The sequence below is a fragment of the Actinacidiphila sp. DG2A-62 genome (genome assembly GCF_035825295.1).
GTDB lineage: Bacteria > Actinomycetota > Actinomycetes > Streptomycetales > Streptomycetaceae > Actinacidiphila.
In genome coordinates, this window is sequence record NZ_JAYMGI010000002.1 from 3,950,944 (window position 1) to 3,967,121 (window position 16,178).

Below are 16,178 nucleotides of genomic sequence, written 5' to 3' on the forward strand. Positions count from 1 at the left end.
GACGCCCTCGTGGACCTGGTCCGCCCGGTCTTCTCCCTGCGCGAAAGCCCCACCCGGGCCATGGTCCGCGAGCACGTCCGCGCCGCCGGCCACACCCTCAGCGAGGACCGCCTCACCCACGTCATGCACATCCTGCGCCGCGACCGGCCAGGCCACTGACCGGAAGTCTCCGCAGGTCACCGGCGGACCAGCCCCAACTGGTCCGCCCAACCGGTCAAACCCGCCCGGCTCGTCCGCGGCCCCTGACCAGCGGTCCGCCACTCCCCCAAGCAGCACAACACGGCCGCGAGCACCCGTTCCGTCACGGAACATCAACAGCGTTCCGGGACAGAACGCGACCCAGTTCCGCGACAGAACGCCAAGACCCGTCACCGCGCGAACGGTCCGGACAGGCCCACCGCACGCCCGCCGCACGAAAGTCCCGCCTCGGACACCCGGTCCCGGACCAGCCACCGCGCCGCTACGGAACGCTCACCGGTGCCGAAGCCGAACCGCCTCCCGTCGCTGTTCATTTTCTGAACCGCACAGCTGTTCAGCGCCTGAACAGACCGCCTGTTCAGAAACTGAACCGCCCTGCCGACCTCCGCACCCCGGCGCAGCACCCGAACCAGGCAGCGCCATGCTCAAGACCGGCCCCACCGAAACGAAAGCCCCACCATGCCCAACAACGCCAGCAGCCACCCCGCCAACTACCCTGTACCGCGCAACTCCACGTCCGCCCAAGCCTCCGACGGCGCAACTGCCACGACCACCAACCCAGCTCCCGGCGGAGCAAGGTATGGCGTTGGACCGTCCAATGGCCGGTCCCGCGCAGGTTCCTCCGCCCCGGGGGTGGCGGAGGAACTCCGGCGCCAGGGGGCACCGGAGGGACCAACCGTCGTCGCCTCCGTCGAAGTGCCGCCCACCGTCGACTCGCCGAGTCTGATGCGCGCCGCTGCTGAAGCCGCCGTGCGCCGCGTCGCCCGCCGCCGTAAGCGTGACGGTACGCAGCGCACGTACCGCGTCGATGTCCGCTACAGCCGCGCCGAGCAGCAGGCCATCAAGGCCAAAGCCCGTTCCATGGAGATCGCCGGTGCGCACCTGGTCGGTGCGGTCGTCATGGCCTTCGTCGAAGGCACCCAGCCCCTGCCCGGTCGCCGTACCGAGACCGACGACCTGATCGACGAGCTCGTCGCCCTGCGCACCCAGGTCGCCCGGATCGGCACGAACGTCAACCAGATCGCGCACCGCCTCAACGCCGGCGGCACTCCCTACCCCGCCGACATCCCCCTGCTCGCCCAGGCCCAGCGCACCCTAGACACCGTACGTGCGGCCATTGCCGGCATCGAGACCACCGCCCACCACGCGGTCGGCCGGAAGGCGGCCTGAATGATCGCGAAGATCACCCGGGGCAAGCAGATGCGCCGCCTGCTGGCCTACCTCTACGACACCCACAAGGCCAAGGACCACACCGACCCGCACCTGGTCGCCTCCTGGGACGGCTTCGCCCCCGACCCCGGCCGCGACCCCAATTCCCAGACCGCGATGACACAGCTCACCAACGCCCTGGAGCTCCGTCTGTACCAGGCACGCGGCAAAGACCAGCAGGTGCCCGACAAACCGGTCTGGCAGTGCTCGGTCCGCGCCGCGCCCGAAGACCCCTTCCTCACCGACGCGCAGTGGGCCGACATCGCCCGCCGCGTCGTGGCCGCCACCGGCATCGCCCCCGACGGCGACTCGGACGGGTGTCGCTGGGTCGCCGTACGCCACGCCGACGACCACATCCACATCGCCGCCACCACCATCCGCGGCGACCTGCGCACCGCCCGCCACTGGAACGACTACCTGCGCGCCGACAAGGAACTCGAAGCCGTCGAGCGCGACTACCACCTGCGCATCGTCATCCGCGGCGACCGCACCGCCGCCCAGCGCCCCACCCGCGCCGAAACCGAGAAAGCCCACCGCACCGGCCACCACCACACCCCACGCGAACAGCTCCGCGCCACGCTGCGCACCGTCGTCGCGGTCTCCACCACCACCGAGGAGTTCTTCCACCACCTCACCCGCAGCGGCATCCTCGTTGAGGTACTGCGCTTTCCCTCCGGCGACATCCGCGGCTACAAAGTCGCCCTCGAAGGCGACACCAACGCAGCCGGCGAACCGGTCTGGTTCTCCGGCTCCACCCTGGCCCCCGACCTGTCCTACCCCCAGATCCACGCCCGCCTCACCACAACCCCACCCCAGCCCGCCCCCGTCGCCGGAGCGCCCCGGCCCAACCCCTGGCACCAGGCCACCGCAGCCATCGAACGCATCCCCCACCACCTCGAACATGCCACCGACACCGCCGCCCAGGCCCACATCACCGCCTTCGCCGAAGCCCTCGACGCCCTCCCCCTAGTCACCCCCAAAGCCATCCGCGCCCAGCTCCACGAGGCGGCTGCGGCCTTCGAACGCGCCAGCCGCTCTCGCATCAAAGCCGACCACCGGCACGCCCAAGCCCTACGAGGAGCCGTCCGCGCCATCGCCCGCCAGCCCCCCACCACCGACGGCGCCGCACTGGCGACGTTCCTCGACGCCGCCATCCTCGCCCTCATCGCCATCCAGCGCTGGCAGTCCGCCCGCCACCACAACCAGCAAGTCCAAGCCGCGCGCCGCACGCTCACCCACCTACAGGCCGCCTACGACCACACTGCCCCGGCGCCCCTGGCCACCCTCAACCAACGCCAGCCACCCCGGACCGTCATGCACCACCAGGCCACGCAGATGCGCCAGGCCGTCCCCGGCTACGCCGAACACATCCTCACCGACCCCGCCTGGCCCGCCCTCGCCACCGTCCTCACCGACGCCGAAGCAGCCGGCCACGACCCCGCCCGACTCCTCCAACAAGCAGCCGACCAACGTGCACTCGGCGACGCCCGCTCTCCAGCCCAGGTACTGACCTGGCGCATCCACCGCCTCACCCAACGCCCCGCCCCCAGCCCCCGAGCCAAAGCAGCCCAATCCCGCAGCACCGTCATCGGCAGGAGCACCTTGCCGTCGCGGCACGAGGAGGGTGGAGCGGCCAGCTCCGTTCGGGCTGGACAGCCAGACAACCGACCGCGACGGCGGTGACGGCTGCTGCTGCAGCCGTCGAAACCGGCACTTCCCGCTATGCAGCCGCCACGAAATCCCGGGCTCGCTCGTTGAAGTCCGCGACCAGCCGGTGGTTCCCGAACGGCTGCATCCGTCGCCGTAGGTCCTGAACCGCCTCAACGCACCGCGAGCTCTTCACCTGCCGCGAGAGGGACAGGGTGCGCAGGCCGACGGCGTGGGCAGCTTCGAGGTCGCCGCGTTGGAGGTGGGTGGCGGCCAGGGCGGCTTGGGACATGGCGCCGCGGCGGGCGCGGCGCTGGGCGCGGGCATGGTCGATGGACTGGCGTGCGTGCTGTTCGGCGGCGTCCGTATCGCCGAGGTCGCGGAAGGTGTTGGCGTGTTCGCCGTGGAGGTAGGCGGGGTCGATGAAGGTCGCCCACTCCTGCTCGTCCTCCAGGCGGACGCGGCTGTAGGCGGTCTCGGACTGCACGACGGCATGTGCGGCGCCGGTCTTGTCGCCGAGCTTGGCCAGTGCGCGGGCTTCCAGGGCCCACAGGTCGGCCAGGCACGCGGGCGAGGTGCCTTTGGCGAGTCCGGCGCGGCCGGCCTGGGCCAGGTGCCGCCCTTCCTCGGGGTTGCCCAGGAGGGTGGCCTGGTCGGCCATGCCGGCCAGTACGTGGGCGCCCAGGGCGGGGTTGCGGGATTCCTCGGACAGGCGCAGGGACTGCACCAGGTAGCGCTGGGCGATGCCGTGTTCGCCGTTGTCGTAGGCCATCCACCCGAGCAGGTAGGTCTGCTCGGCCGCGGCCTCGCACAGCGCCCGCCGTACCTCCTCGGTGTAGGTACGCCGTAGCAGCGGGAAGACGTGCTGGTTCATGTACTCGGCCAGGACCAGCCGCCCCGTGCCGCCGCCTTGCAGGACGTCCATGCGCTGGAACTCGCCGAACATGTTCCGTACGGCGACGACGTCTTCGAGACGCACTCGTGGGCCGGGGTCGGGGTGCTGGTCGAGGGTGTTGAGCAGCCAGTCGCGGGACGGCCCGACGGCCGCGACAGCGGCGAAGGGTGCTGCTGCCAGGAAGCTTCGACGGTCCACGTCCGCTCTCCCCAAGTCGGCGACTGCTTCCACCGTAACGGCGAACGAGGCGTTGTACGCCAGCGAGCGCTCCGCCGTACCGCTCTCACCGAGCCCGAGGTCGTAGGTGGTGACCCGGTAGCCGAAGCAGGCGGAGAAGACGTCGGCGAGGATCTCGGGCACCGGCGGCCGGGGCCGGTCGCCGGCCAGCCAGCGCCGCACCGCCGTGGCGTCCGGGGTCACGTGCGGCTGGCCCCATACCTGGGCTGCGGTTCTGACGCGGCGGGCCAGTTCCTTGTGGCTCATGCCTGAGCGGTCGAGCCATCTGGCGAGATCGGTGTTCGGCGACTTCATGGTGGGCCCTTACCCCTCAGATTGGCGCGGCCACGAGCGGTAGCGGGAGTGACACCCTTTGACACCCCTCACGACGGTACCCGCTCCCGGGTGGCGGCGGTTGGCTTGGTGGACAGACCACGAGTCGTCGCACCAAGGGGAGTTGGCGCCATGGGGAGCACAGCAGGCCGCCGTCCGTTACGGACCGGTCGCGCCCACCCGTACGCGAACGGTTGGGCGGGTGGTCAGCGATGCTGCAGCCTGTGACGCGGGAGTTCCTCCGGGAGGCCGTCGCCGTACCCGAGGCCCGTTCCTTCGTGCGCGACGTCCTGGACGCCTGGGGCGTCAGCGAGCGCTGTGACGACGTACTCACCTGTGTCTCGGAGCTGGCCACGAACGTCGTCCGCCACGACGAGACACACGGCCGCAGCTTCCACGTCGCGCTGTCCGGCCGGGACGGCCTGCTGCGGATCGAAGTGCACGACGCAAGCCGGCGGCACCCGGTGATCAAGTCGCCGGGTGCCGACAGTACGACCGGCCGCGGGCTACTGCTGGTCAACGAACTGTCCGACGGATGGGGCGTCGAGCCGCAGGACCCGCGCGGCAAAGTCGTATGGACAGAGTTCAAGATCGCCGCAGCTCAGGGTGTGACGCGCCCATGGTGAGCACCCCCGATGCCCCGGAACAGGCGCCCACAGCCGAGCTCATCGCCTCGTTAGCCGTCTGGCACTGGATCGCCGGCACGCCTGCCGGACCGGTGGCCTTCCTGCTGCTGGCTCGCCCACCGTCCGGGCATCTCGGCTCCCCGGCGAAGGCCGCGATCCGCATGTACGGGCTGGCCAAGTCGCTGCGGCTGGCCGAGTGCAGCAGGCGGCTGCCGGACATCGGACCCCGGCTGTACACATGCGGCCTGGATGCCTTCTTACGGCTCGACCGGTGCGAGCACCTGCTGCACGCCCCGATCGGTGACCTCTGGAGCGACTTCGCGCTGGGCGGCGGAACCGTAGCAGTGGCCGTCGGGCTGGACCCCCTGCGGGCGCGAGCCTCCAAGGAAGTGGTCCAGGCGTACATGACCGCCACAGCCCGGGCGGGCCGGCTGTTCATGGCAAGACCCGCCCCACGGCCGCGTCGGGGATTGACTGGTCGACGCCCGCCTACGAGGTGGGTGAGCCGCGATGAGCACCGACCTACGGCCCTGGCTGAGCAGGCTCGCCGCTCCCCGCATCACGCGCCTCCCACCGCCTGCGGAAACCGACGACGGCAATCACTGGACGACCGGCCGCTGCTGGCTGTGGTGCGGCCGAGAAGACACCCGAGTGCTGTGGATCGGCACCGGCACCGCCCCCGGCGGAGTGACCACGCACCTGTTCGCCTGTGCCTCCTGCGCCCAGTCCCTCTGCGACCAGATCCTTTCCGCCCAGCTCTGCGCCGACATCGGCGGCCACGACCTGCCCGGATACGCACACGTCGGAACTCCGCAGACCGCCCGCCTTCCGGCCCCACCCGGCGGCAGACACCGACGGCGTACGTGACCCGCGCCGACTCCCTGCACCACCACAGATTTCCGCCGGGATCCCGGCGGAACCACCAAACAGACACAGGAAGGAGTGTGCGATGCCCGACAATCCGGCCGCCTCACCCGAGGACGGCCTCCTCGTGGCGGTGGAGGCGCTGGCAAGCGTCCACAACCGGCACGACGTCACCCGGTCCGACCCGCCCCCGGACGGCGGCGGCGACAATCCCTGGCCCGACGGCGACTCCCTGAACCACCCCGCCTGACGACCACAGCACCCAGCCGCGGACCCGCACAAGCACCACGTGCGGGCCCGCGGCCCCACACACAACCCCACCCCACCCGTACAAGGGGGAGACATGGAACACCGCCTGATCACGGCCATGGAGGCGGCCCTCGGCTGGAAAGGCTCCGGCCCGCTCGGCGGGGACTTCGCCCGCGGCACGATCGACGATGCCGCCTTACCACAGCGCATCCTCACGCCCAACCGGCTCCTGGACCTGGCGATGCGCCGCAGCCTGTCCAACCCACAGTTCCGCTGCTTCCAGAACGGTGAGGAACTCCACCCCAACGCCTACCTCACCGACGAGGTCACCCTGCGCGGCCAGTCACTGCGCATGGTCAACACCCACCGCCTCGGCACCCTCCTGCGCCAAGGCGCCACCCTCGTCCTGGACCAGGTCAACACCTTCGACCCCACCATGGAAATCACCTGCCAGGCCCTGCAGTGGTGGTCGCGCGAACGCGTCCAGGTCAACGCCTACCTCACCACCAACGACGCCTCCGGCTTCCGCCTCCACTGGGACGACCACGACGTCCTCATCGTCCAGCTCGCCGGCGAGAAGCAGTGGGAAGTACGCGGCCCCTCCCGCACCGCGCCGCTCTACCGCGACGCCGACCGCAGCGACCAGCCCAGCAACGACATCGTCTGGTCCGGCACCATGCGCACAGGCGACGTCATGCACATCCCCCGCGGCTACTGGCACCAGGCCACCCGCAACGGCAACGGCCCCGGCAAAAGCCTCCACATGACCTTCGGCTTCGCCAAACGCACCGGCGTGAGCTGGCTGTCCTGGCTCGCCGACTGGTCCAGCGAACACGAAATCTTTCGCCACGACCTCGACCGCACCGGCCACACCAGCACCCAAGCCCTCACCGAAGCCGCTCTCGAACTCGTACGCCGACGCACCCCCGCAGACTTCCTGACCGCCCGCGAACAGGAAGCCCCCGTGCCCCGCCACGTACCGTTCCTTGACATCTTCGGCCCTCTGGAAGCCGTCGCCTGCATCACCCACTTCCCGCCCCAAGTCACCGACCACGGCGACACCGTCGAAGTCACCGCGGCAGGCAAGAAGCTCACCTTCCGCGCCAAGGCACTGCCCGCCCTGCGGCTGCTCCTCAGCGGCCACCCCGCCCACCTCACCCAAGCAGCCGCCCAGGTCGGCGCCGAGGTCGAACAGGTCGCCCACATCCTGGTCCAGGAGGAGCTGTGTGCCACCCTCACCCCCGAGTTGTCCTCGGGCTACACCGGTCTCGTCACGAACGCCGCACCCTGACCGCAGCCCTCGACCTCGACGTCACCACCATCGACACCAGCTTCAACTACCACCGCTTCACCGCCCACGAGACGCTCACGCGGGTGGCCGGCGACCTGCTCCCCAGGCTCACGATCTCCACCAAGGTCGGCTTCTTTCCCACCGGCAACGGCCAAGCCGAGCACTCCCTGGACCCCGGCCGCCTGCTCCAGGCCCTGGAGAAGACGAACACCGACCTCGGCCGACCCCCGGACCTGGTCTTCCTCCACAACCCCGAACGCAGCCTCGAACGGCACCGGGATCAGGCCGCCGAGGCCCTGGCGACCGCATGCGACGCACTGCGAGAGGCCGCGACGAGGGGGCTGTGCGGAGCCTGGGGCATCGCTTCCTGGGACCCGTCCCGACTACCCGAACTGATCGACACGACGACGCCCAGGCCAGACGTCCTCATGACCCGCACCGGCCTGACCGCGAACAGCGCGATGCTGGACGCCGCCGAGACCCTCACCGCCCAGTGGAAGCCGAACGCGCGGTGGGGCATGAGCCCCTTCGGCGGCAACACCGACGACCCGGTCTGGCAGACCTTCGACCCCCGCATCTTCCTGCAAGGACCCTCCGACGACATGAGCCGGTTGCAGGCCGCTTTCCGCCTCGCCTACCACCTGCCGCCCGTCACGACGGTCGCCGTCGGCACCGACAACCCCACCCACCTCCGCGAACTGCTCAACGCCCTCCCCCGGAAGGTCGACAGCACCGCGATCCACCAGTACAGATCGCTGCTCCGCGAGCGAGCCCGCCATCAGCCGGCCTGAAGCTCCTCCACCAACCGCTCCGCCGCCGCCCGCGCAGGCCCCAGCCGGGGATCCTCCGGATGCGCGTACGGACCGGCGATCTTCGCGCACGCGAACAGCATCATCACCTTGCCGTCCCGGCTGCTCAGATCACCAGCACGCTCACGCAGCACCCGCTCCGCGAGCGCCGGGACGCCAAGGGACTGCGCCCAAAGCGAGGCCGAGTCCAACCCCCGCGGAGCCATCCCCCAGTCCTCCCAATCGAACAGGCAGAACTGCGGCCCCGTGACGTTCGCCCAGTTCAAGTCCGCATGAGCCGGCACCCACCGCTCCGCCACCGTGTCCGGCACGTCGGGGAACGCCGACCGGATCACCTCATCCACATGCGCCTGGGTCACCATCACCGTGTCCGGCGTGGCCACCCTGGTAGTGCGCGCGGCGGCCAGCGCATCCAGCGAGCCATTCAACGCAGCCCACCACTCATCGGGAAGCCCAGGGTCCTCAATCAGCACCCCGCCCGGCTTCACGGGCTCCCCCGGCAGCAGATCCGTCTCATCCGCCCGCCACATCACCGCATCGCCCTCATCCCGCCACGACACAGCCCCTCGCCACTCGGGTTGAGCCACGCCCTCCAGCAAGGCCGCGCATTCCGCCCCATTCCAGCCTTGAGCCCCGATTTGAGCATACGGCCGCCGCTCAACACGCACCCAGGTGCCACGATCCGTCCGCACTCCGACAGTACGACGCTTCCGCACGACAGCGTCGTAATCAAAGCGAACCCGAAACATCTGCCGCACGCGCTCAAGGACCTCATCCACCGAGCCCTTGCGCAAGTCGACCGCAGGGGCTGAGGACACGGAAAGGGCCATACGAGCGACCGTAGCACTGCCTCCAGCATCCACAGCTTCGAATCCTGACTCGCCGAACGAGCTTCCTCATCCTGGGCTGATCCGGCGTCACATGATCAAACCGGATCAACACGACTCTTCGGGGCACTGACCCTGCCAAGCCCATCGCAACCACCCGATCGGACCTCGCGTTCGAAGCGCACCCCTCGCGGAACGACAACAGCGCCTGACACCCGAGGTCCGGTCACGGGGCATGGACTGTTGCAGTCGCCCTTGAGTCGCACCCCTCCATCAACCGCCTACCTTGATTTCTGAGCGCCTCCAGGGGCTGGCCCAAGAAGCGAATTCATCACGTTCAGGGCCGCCTTCTGACGTTGGACCTTCCTCGACCACACAGCTGGACAGACCACTCCGAAGAAGAACAAGAACCCCAGAACGAGGACCGGCGCCGCCGAAATGACGGCGATGGTCTTGTTTCCTTGAAGGGAGGCTGCGAAGGGGCCTGCACTGGTTGCCGCCACGCCGGCCGACGTAAGCCAGCGCGAAGTGCGCCTGGGAGGCGCGGCTCCAACCGCCTGAGCGGCTTCACCAGAGACAACACTCCCCGTACCCTCAAGCATGTAGTTCTCCGTATGGTCGATGGGGACTACGAGCAATGGCGGCTTCCTGCTGGCGCAGGGAGCCGTCCGCTCTTTCTGAAGCGCCGGCTCAGCCGATGTCGCAACGATCGCAGACCTTCACCAGGCCTGATTCCCGCAGAAAACTTCGCGGGACTCGTGTAGCCTTATGTTCCCGCAGGTCAGAGGGCACAAAAGGCCCTGCAATGTGATCCATGCCATGCTGCGCAGGAGGGAGAATGTGATGCATGTCACGGTGAGGGCATGCCGCGAAGGCTTCCGCTGAGCGGCGACGGCCCTTTGGTGTCCTTCGCCCGCGACCTTCGCGAGATGAGAGAGCGGACGCAGGGCACGGTTGAGGCGGCGGTGATTCGCGGCGCGTCACGGACAGCTGTCTACGCCGCCCTGAGCGGTACTCGCCTGCCGAGCATCCAGACTTTGGACACCATGGTCGAAGCTTGGACCGATGGTGGTGAGCCGGAACTGCAGCGGTGGCGCGAGCGACGTCGTGTCACCGAGGAGTCCCTGGCAGAGGCTGCACGGCTAAAAGGCGTTGCCACGGCACGCCGCACCCCCGAAGAGGAGGACTTCAATGAGCAGCTGCGCGCGGTGTGGCAGGAGTGCGGCAGTCCATCGACGGAAAGGGTTGCGCGGCACTGCGGTCTGAGCGCACGCAGCCTCGATTCCTACTTGGAAGGGCGGACGCTACCGACTGCCGCGCGCCTTCGCGAGCTCTTTGACGGGCTTTCGGCGGTGCGGGAGGACAGCGAGATCTCGTTGTCGTCGCAACGCGAAGCACTGGTCGATGAGGCGCTCTTCCGGGCACGCACAGCCCACAAGGAAGAGCGGATCAGGGTCCGACAGCTGGCAAAAGCCCTGCCCGGAGGGCAGCCAGCCGACTCAGACACTCCGCGTTTCGACGGCTTCGGAGCCGTGCCAGGAGTTCGCCCCGGGCAACGGTTCACCACCCGACGAGCGCTGGCCCAGGCCGGCGTGCACCGACAACTCATGGCCGGTATCGCTGGCAGAAAGGATCGCGGCGCGGAATCAATCGTACTCACTGGCACACACGCCGATGATGACCACGGTGATGTGATCATCTACACCGGCGAGGGCACGGTGAATTCGCAGACTGGCCACCAGACGCACGATCAGCAACTGACCCGGGGGAATGCAGCTCTCGCGGCGAGTGCCACCACCGGCCTCCCCGTTCGAGTGACCCGTGGGATCAACGCGGGCCCACACATTGGGTTGTACCGATACGACGGACTGTACAGAGTCGAGGACTACTGGTCTGAGCAAGGCCCACACGGTTACAGGGTGTGGCGCTTCCGCCTCGTTCAGCTCCCACCGGTGGAACAAAGCGAGGTTGCCCAGCCAGCACTCGCGCTGTCGGCGAATGCGCAGATACGAGAGCGCGATGATCGCCCTCGTTCGGTGTCGTCAGTACAGCGCGTCGTTCGAAGCACCGCAACCGCGAACCTCGTCAAGCGCATGCACGACTACACGTGTCAGGTATGTGGCATCCGCCTCCAGGGTGCGACAGGCGGATACGCCGAGGCAGCACACATTCGTCCGCTGGGATCGCCGCACGATGGTCCGGACGCGATGGAAAACGTGCTCTGTCTGTGCCCCAACCACCACGTGCTCCTGGACCAAGGCATGTTGATCATCAACGATGACCTCACTGTTGTGAACCGCGCGGACAGCACTGTGGTCGGCCGCCTCCGCGAAACCGCAGAACATCGGGTCGACAGGCGACACCTCGCACACCACCGAGTCCACCACGGGCTACCTACGGATGGAGCTGCCCAGTGACATACCGGGCACAAAACATGAGCGCGACAAGCCCTGTGTGCCCACATCTTTTCGGCGCCCCAGATGGCAGGCCGCGGAGGGCGAGCCCTTCAGCGAGGGGTGGCACGTGCTTCAAACCCGTGGGCCGAGAACCCTCTCCATCCTGACGCGCTGCAGCCTTCACCCACCACGAGCTGCTCGACGACGGGCGCGTTCTGAGCACTTGGAATCGGATGGAGCCCTTTGCCTCCCAGACCCGAATCTTCCAGGGAGGCTCAGCTCGCGAGTATGCCCTGCGCATGTTGGAGCAATACCGTACTGCGGCGGGCGGCCATGAGCCCACAGCCACCCCATGAACGCCTGCACAGCAGTCGACAGCCCTTGAGCTCGGCGTCAACCGCGCGTTCGCCGGGTTTCTCGGATGTGGCTGATGAGGTTGGCGTCCTTCTGGCACGCGCATTCCGGAGTGGGAGCCCAGTGGTCGGTCATCTGGCTAGGGCGGGGGCCGAAACGGGTGTCGTACTCGACGCGCCGCACGGGCCCGGTGACGAGGCCCGTGCTGCGGGCGATCCAGGCGCCAACGACCAGGCAGGCGGCCTGTTGGGCCACGAACGCGGCCGAGGGCCGGAAAGCATCGTTCGTGCCGCCGCCAAGCTCCGTGGAGTTGATTAGCCCGCACACCGGTCGGCCGAGGAACTGTTTTACGAGTTCGCGCTGTTGGTCGTCCAGGCCTTCCAGGTCCTGTTCGGTCAGCGGTTGCTGGCCGCGGGCGATCCGCGCGAGCGGGAGTCCGGTCAGTTCGTGGAGTCGCTGTTCCGCGCTCTTCCCGGTGTGGTTGGCCTTGTAGTAGCAGAACAGGCAGGGGCCGGTGGGCAGCGCCTCGTGCAGGGCGACGGTGGTGCCGACCGGGCCGCCGGTGCTGCCGTCCAGGGTGAGGTCGGCGTGCAGGCGCTGCAGGTCGTGCCGGGCGCCGACGCTGTCCAGTCCGCCGAGGACGGTCCGGGGCCACGGCAGGTTACCGGTGTCGACGGCTTCGATGGCGTCCTGGATCGTGCCGTGGAACGGGGTGACCTCGATCCGCCGCAGGCGCGCGGCGATCAGCTGCACCTTCGGCAGGAGCGCGGCCGCCTCGGCCAGGGTGCCGATGCTGTAGGAGGTGACGTTCGGCTTTTCGAAGACCTCCTTATCCACCACCGTCAGCTCGCCCGAGACCCGCAGCAGGTCCAGGATCAGGGCGATGCCGGTGCCGATCGCGCCGCTACCGCCCAGCAGCGTCCGCTCCAGCACGGGCGGCGGGGCGGTGGCGGTCCCGGGTTGCTCGCCGGGCAGGACGGGGCAGAAGTCCACCACCGGGGTGGCTTCGAACTTCCCCTCCGGCAGTCCGGCGACGACCTTGAACGCCTCGCCGGCCAGCATCGCTGCGGTGAGGACCGCGCCCAGCCCGGTGCCGGGTGCGTTGAGCTGGGGGAAAGGATGGCCGGCGTGCCGCAGCCGTGTCCCGTGCCCGTCCGGCACGCTGGCCACTGCGACGTCCGGCGGCGGCTCGGTGCCCACGTGCAGCCGCAGCGGCGTTTCGCCCGGGGGCGCGCCGATGTGAAGTGGCCGGTCCGGGTCGGTCCCGGCCGCCGTTTCCACCAGTTGGCGGACGAGTGCGTCGTCGAGCCGTCCCGGCCCGTGGCCGGGGTCCAGGCTCAGCCGGATCGGCCACCGGCGCAGGTCGGCCACCAGCACTTTGAGGGTCTCGGCGACCACGGGCATGCGTCCGTCCGCGGTCAGGTGAACGAGGCTGGCCTCCATCCGCTCTAGCAGAGTGAGCTCGTCGACGCCGGCGGCCAGGCCGCCCAAGCGCACGCTGCGACTGTAGTCAGTACGCACGGACGCCCTCCTCGTCGAACAGCACAGTGAGCACCGGGGGCAGCGCGACATCGATGACCGCGGCAGCGCAGGGCAACCAGTCCTGGTCGAAACGCCACCACCCCCACGACGCCGGGTCGGCGGGCGGTGCCGCATAGGTCGGAACGACGGCGCTGACGAACCCCGGCACCCGCAGCGAGTACAGGCGGTCGGTCCGCGACAGGAAAGCCTCCGCCGGGTGGGAGTGGATCATCGCCCGCGTCCGGTAGGACCGCTCCTCGGCGAAGGTGAACAGCCGGTCGTACGCGACGGCGCTGACCCTGAACAGCCCCGGGCCCCGCACGATCCCCGCCGTCCCGGCCACCGCCACGACCAGGACGTCCATCTCCGACCGCCCGGTCAGCAGCAGCGCGCCGGTCTCCTGATCGGCCAATCCGTGGCTCCGGGTCTCCCGGAGCACCGGGTCGACCGCGCCGGTCGGTAGGACCAGGCTCCTCGTGTCGGCGTTCATCCGGCACGCCTCCCGTCAACGCGGTCGATGTCGCCCTGCACGTTCTCCACCACGTACAGGAAGGGGTTGCCGGTGCTGCGCCAGGCGTGCGGTCCGGTGCCCCACTCAAGGTGGAGCTGCTGGCCCTCGGCGGTGAACGGCTTGCACACGTCGTTGGGGCCGCAGCGGTAGCCGTTCGCCCCCGGCCAGACGCTGGGCTCCCCGGTGGCATGGGCGCCGACCGACTCGACAAAGACGAGGGAGGGCGGCCGGTGCGGGTAGACCGTCCACTCGATCCGGGCTACGAAGGCCGCACGCTCGCTGTTGCTCGGCTGAATCTCGGCCCAGAACAGGCCGTCGGGGTCCTGGTCGCGGTGGTGGAGGCGGCCGGCGGTCGAGGCGAGGAACGCCTCGACCGCCGGGACGTCGTCCGCCAGCCGCAGACGGCTCTCGAGATCCACGACTGACTCCCGAGCCTCAGCCGTTGGTGGTCTCGGTACGCAGGCCCAGGTGCAGGGCCTTGGCGTGCCCGGCCAGCTCGCCCACCGTCGCCTCGGGCGGGATCTCGTGCCCGTCGTGGAACAGGTAGTAGCGGGTGGTGCCGTCGCTGGTGAAGCCGAAGGAGGCCATGGCGTCGGACAGGACACTCGCCGCGGTCACCTGCGGGGCATAGTCGTGCTGGTACGGGTGCCCGGCGAGGGAGGAGGTCACCGTGGTCTTGACGGTGTTGGGCTGAGGCATGTTGATCTCCTTGATCGTTCGGAGTGTTGAAGGAAAGCTTCGCTGATTCAGCAAAGCGTCACTGAGTCGCCAGTGGCTGGATTCAGTGTGATCACCTCGGAGTGATGCAGTCAAGCTTCATCGCCATATTGGTGAGCGCTACGCTGCCCGTATGAGCCCTGACCGGAGCCAGCTCTCCCTCCCAGACCCCGAAACGACCGGGCCGGACGCTGTCGAACAGTTCGACATCGCCGAACTCGGGCGTCTCCTCAAGGAGCGCCGCGGCCCCCTGTCCCTTCGGCAGGCCGCCGCCGAGGCGGGCGTCAGCTTCAGCACCCTCACCCGAGTCGAAGCCGGAGCCCAGCCCGACCTCGCCACCTTCACCCGCCTCTGCGCCTGGCTCGGCGTCCCCCCGAGCCGCTTCTTCACCCCGGCCGCGACCCGCCAAATCTCACCTCTCGACCAGGCCATCACCCATCTCCATGCCGACCCCCGGCTCACCGGCGACGCGGCGAACAAGATCAGCTCTGTCCTGCGAGGCCTCTACGAGGCCCTCGCCAAAGAAGCGGTCCCCGCCACCCCCGCCCTCGCCTGCCACCTCCGCGCCGCCTCGGTACTGCGCCCCGGCATCCCCCAGCGGCTCGCCGATCTGCTCACCGACATGAACACCGAACTCGAACGACTTGTCGAAGCGGGAGAACTGTGACCCTGCCCCGAGGCTTCAAGGCCAACGCCGAACGAGAAGCCCTCCGGCTGCGCCGCGAACTCAACCTCGGCGACACCGACGCCCTAGAGGTCGACGACCTCGCCAAGCATCTCAAGGTCAAGATCGTCAGTGCCGAGAAGCTCGTCACCCGCGACCGCCTCGAAGACCTCGAACGCGTCCAGGCCTATGCCTTCTCCGCCGCCACCTTCCAGATCGCCGGCAGTAACATCGTCGTCACCAACCCGCTCCGGACCCCGGGCCGCAGGGCCAGCGACGTGGCCCACGAGCTCTCCCACCTCATCCTCAAGCACGATCTCACCGAGATCCGCGAAGTCAGCGGCATGCCTTTCAGGACCTGCCGCCCCGACGAGGAGGAGCAGGCGACTGCCTTCGGTGGAACTCTGATGCTGCCCCGCCCGCTGCTGCTCAGCGCGGTTCGCCGCCAGTGGGGGCCGGCGCAGATCGCCGAGCACTACGGGGTGACCGAGGAGATGGCCCGCTACCGGTACAACACCACGGGCGTGGCCAAGCAGGTCCGCGTCCACTGACCGTGCTGGAGGCGCGCGCTGTTGGTCTGCCACTTACCACTGGGACGTGGCTCAGGAGGGGGCGAGCGGCCACAGTGGCACCCCGCCCTGGTTGCAGTTCTGGTTGCATTCACCCCCGTTCAGCGCCGTCCAGGGCCCGGAAAGCAAGCCACTCCAACGCAGGTCAGGACGTTTACGGCCGCCGCCGGACGGCCGGGCGAAGAGTTGGAAAGCGTGCTGGAGGTCATGGCGCAGCGGACGGGCCGCGCTGGCGCCCAGACGACGCGACCCGTTCACCCGCCACCGGGGGGCATCGGCTGC

Annotated in this window: 17 protein-coding genes; 11 read left to right on the plus strand and 6 right to left on the minus strand. The window is 69.1% G+C overall.

The genetic code is table 11. The annotated features are described in order from the left end of the window. Window positions 1–9 precede the first annotated feature (9 nt). The 3 genes from VSR01_RS17660 to VSR01_RS17670 all read left to right on the plus strand — a co-directional run bounded on the left by VSR01_RS17660 (window position 10) and on the right by VSR01_RS17670 (window position 3,090). Window positions 10–159, plus strand: coding sequence for a hypothetical protein (locus tag VSR01_RS17660; RefSeq protein WP_326450183.1), 150 nt, complete (start codon window positions 10–12; stop codon window positions 157–159). 672 nt (window positions 160–831) lie between these two features. Then, on the plus strand, window positions 832–1,368 hold the full coding sequence (gene mobC, locus VSR01_RS17665; RefSeq protein WP_326450184.1) for a plasmid mobilization relaxosome protein MobC: 537 nt from the start codon (window positions 832–834) through the stop codon (window positions 1,366–1,368). Further along, on the plus strand, window positions 1,369–3,090 hold the full coding sequence (locus VSR01_RS17670; protein WP_326450185.1) for a relaxase/mobilization nuclease domain-containing protein: 1,722 nt from the start codon (window positions 1,369–1,371) through the stop codon (window positions 3,088–3,090). 37 nt (window positions 3,091–3,127) lie between these two features. Here the strand turns inward: VSR01_RS17670 and VSR01_RS17675 are convergent, their stop codons facing one another. After that, window positions 3,128–4,480, minus strand: a complete 1,353-nt coding sequence (locus VSR01_RS17675; protein ID WP_326450186.1) for a transcriptional regulator — start codon at window positions 4,478–4,480, stop codon at window positions 3,128–3,130. Window positions 4,481–4,710: 230 nt separating this feature from the next. On the opposite strand from VSR01_RS17675, the gene VSR01_RS17680 reads away from it, so the two are divergent. The 5 genes from VSR01_RS17680 (at window position 4,711) to VSR01_RS17700 (ending at window position 8,319) form a co-directional block, all read left to right on the plus strand. Continuing rightward, entirely contained in the window at window positions 4,711–5,124 is a 414-nt protein-coding gene (locus VSR01_RS17680) for an ATP-binding protein (protein ID WP_326450187.1), read from the plus strand. A gap of 510 nt (window positions 5,125–5,634) precedes the next feature. After that, window positions 5,635–5,991: a hypothetical protein gene (locus VSR01_RS17685; RefSeq protein ID WP_326450188.1), complete on the plus strand. Its 357-nt coding sequence runs from the start codon at window positions 5,635–5,637 to the stop codon at window positions 5,989–5,991. 82 nt (window positions 5,992–6,073) lie between these two features. Beyond that, window positions 6,074–6,238 carry a hypothetical protein gene (locus VSR01_RS17690; protein WP_326450189.1) on the plus strand — a complete coding sequence of 55 codons (165 nt, stop codon included), beginning with the start codon at window positions 6,074–6,076 and terminating at the stop codon, window positions 6,236–6,238. A gap of 93 nt (window positions 6,239–6,331) precedes the next feature. Then, on the plus strand, window positions 6,332–7,528 hold the full coding sequence (locus tag VSR01_RS17695; RefSeq protein WP_326450190.1) for a JmjC domain-containing protein: 1,197 nt from the start codon (window positions 6,332–6,334) through the stop codon (window positions 7,526–7,528). Continuing rightward, window positions 7,462–8,319, plus strand: coding sequence for an aldo/keto reductase (locus tag VSR01_RS17700; protein ID WP_326450191.1), 858 nt, complete (start codon window positions 7,462–7,464; stop codon window positions 8,317–8,319). Before VSR01_RS17695 ends, VSR01_RS17700 begins: the two co-directional genes overlap by 67 nt. Here VSR01_RS17700 and VSR01_RS17705 read toward each other — a convergent pair. Beyond that, window positions 8,307–9,167 (minus strand): phosphotransferase, encoded by an 861-nt coding sequence (locus VSR01_RS17705; RefSeq protein WP_326450192.1) that lies wholly within the window; start codon window positions 9,165–9,167, stop codon window positions 8,307–8,309. The two genes, VSR01_RS17700 and VSR01_RS17705, sit on opposite strands and share 13 nt — an antisense overlap. 899 nt (window positions 9,168–10,066) lie before the next feature. Here VSR01_RS17705 and VSR01_RS17710 point away from each other — a divergent pair. Further along, the gene (locus tag VSR01_RS17710) at window positions 10,067–11,581 is read left to right on the plus strand and encodes a YDG/SRA domain-containing protein (protein WP_326450193.1); all 1,515 of its coding nucleotides are present in this window, start codon (window positions 10,067–10,069) and stop codon (window positions 11,579–11,581) included. Between the two features lie 372 nt (window positions 11,582–11,953). Here VSR01_RS17710 and VSR01_RS17715 read toward each other — a convergent pair whose 3' ends face one another. From VSR01_RS17715 to VSR01_RS17730, 4 genes are read right to left on the minus strand one after another with little or no spacing between them, the layout of a single operon-like run. Further along, complete coding sequence (locus VSR01_RS17715) at window positions 11,954–13,411, minus strand: ThiF family adenylyltransferase (protein WP_326450194.1); 1,458 nt, start codon at window positions 13,409–13,411, stop codon at window positions 11,954–11,956. A 13-nt stretch (window positions 13,412–13,424) separates the two neighbouring features. Next, entirely contained in the window at window positions 13,425–13,925 is a 501-nt protein-coding gene (locus VSR01_RS17720; protein ID WP_326450195.1) for a hypothetical protein, read from the minus strand. After that, window positions 13,922–14,365: a hypothetical protein gene (locus VSR01_RS17725; RefSeq protein WP_326450196.1), complete on the minus strand. Its 444-nt coding sequence runs from the start codon at window positions 14,363–14,365 to the stop codon at window positions 13,922–13,924. The genes VSR01_RS17720 and VSR01_RS17725 overlap by 4 nt, the downstream gene beginning before the upstream one ends. 16 nt (window positions 14,366–14,381) lie before the next feature. Continuing rightward, window positions 14,382–14,645 carry a hypothetical protein gene (locus VSR01_RS17730; protein WP_326450197.1) on the minus strand — a complete coding sequence of 88 codons (264 nt, stop codon included), beginning with the start codon at window positions 14,643–14,645 and terminating at the stop codon, window positions 14,382–14,384. Window positions 14,646–14,796: 151 nt separating this feature from the next. Here VSR01_RS17730 and VSR01_RS17735 point away from each other — a divergent pair, with 151 nt between their 5' ends. Next, window positions 14,797–15,330: a helix-turn-helix domain-containing protein gene (locus VSR01_RS17735; RefSeq protein ID WP_326450198.1), complete on the plus strand. Its 534-nt coding sequence runs from the start codon at window positions 14,797–14,799 to the stop codon at window positions 15,328–15,330. Further along, window positions 15,327–15,878 (plus strand): ImmA/IrrE family metallo-endopeptidase, encoded by a 552-nt coding sequence (locus tag VSR01_RS17740; protein ID WP_326450199.1) that lies wholly within the window; start codon window positions 15,327–15,329, stop codon window positions 15,876–15,878. The genes VSR01_RS17735 and VSR01_RS17740 overlap by 4 nt, the downstream gene beginning before the upstream one ends. Window positions 15,879–16,178: the final 300 nt, after the last annotated feature.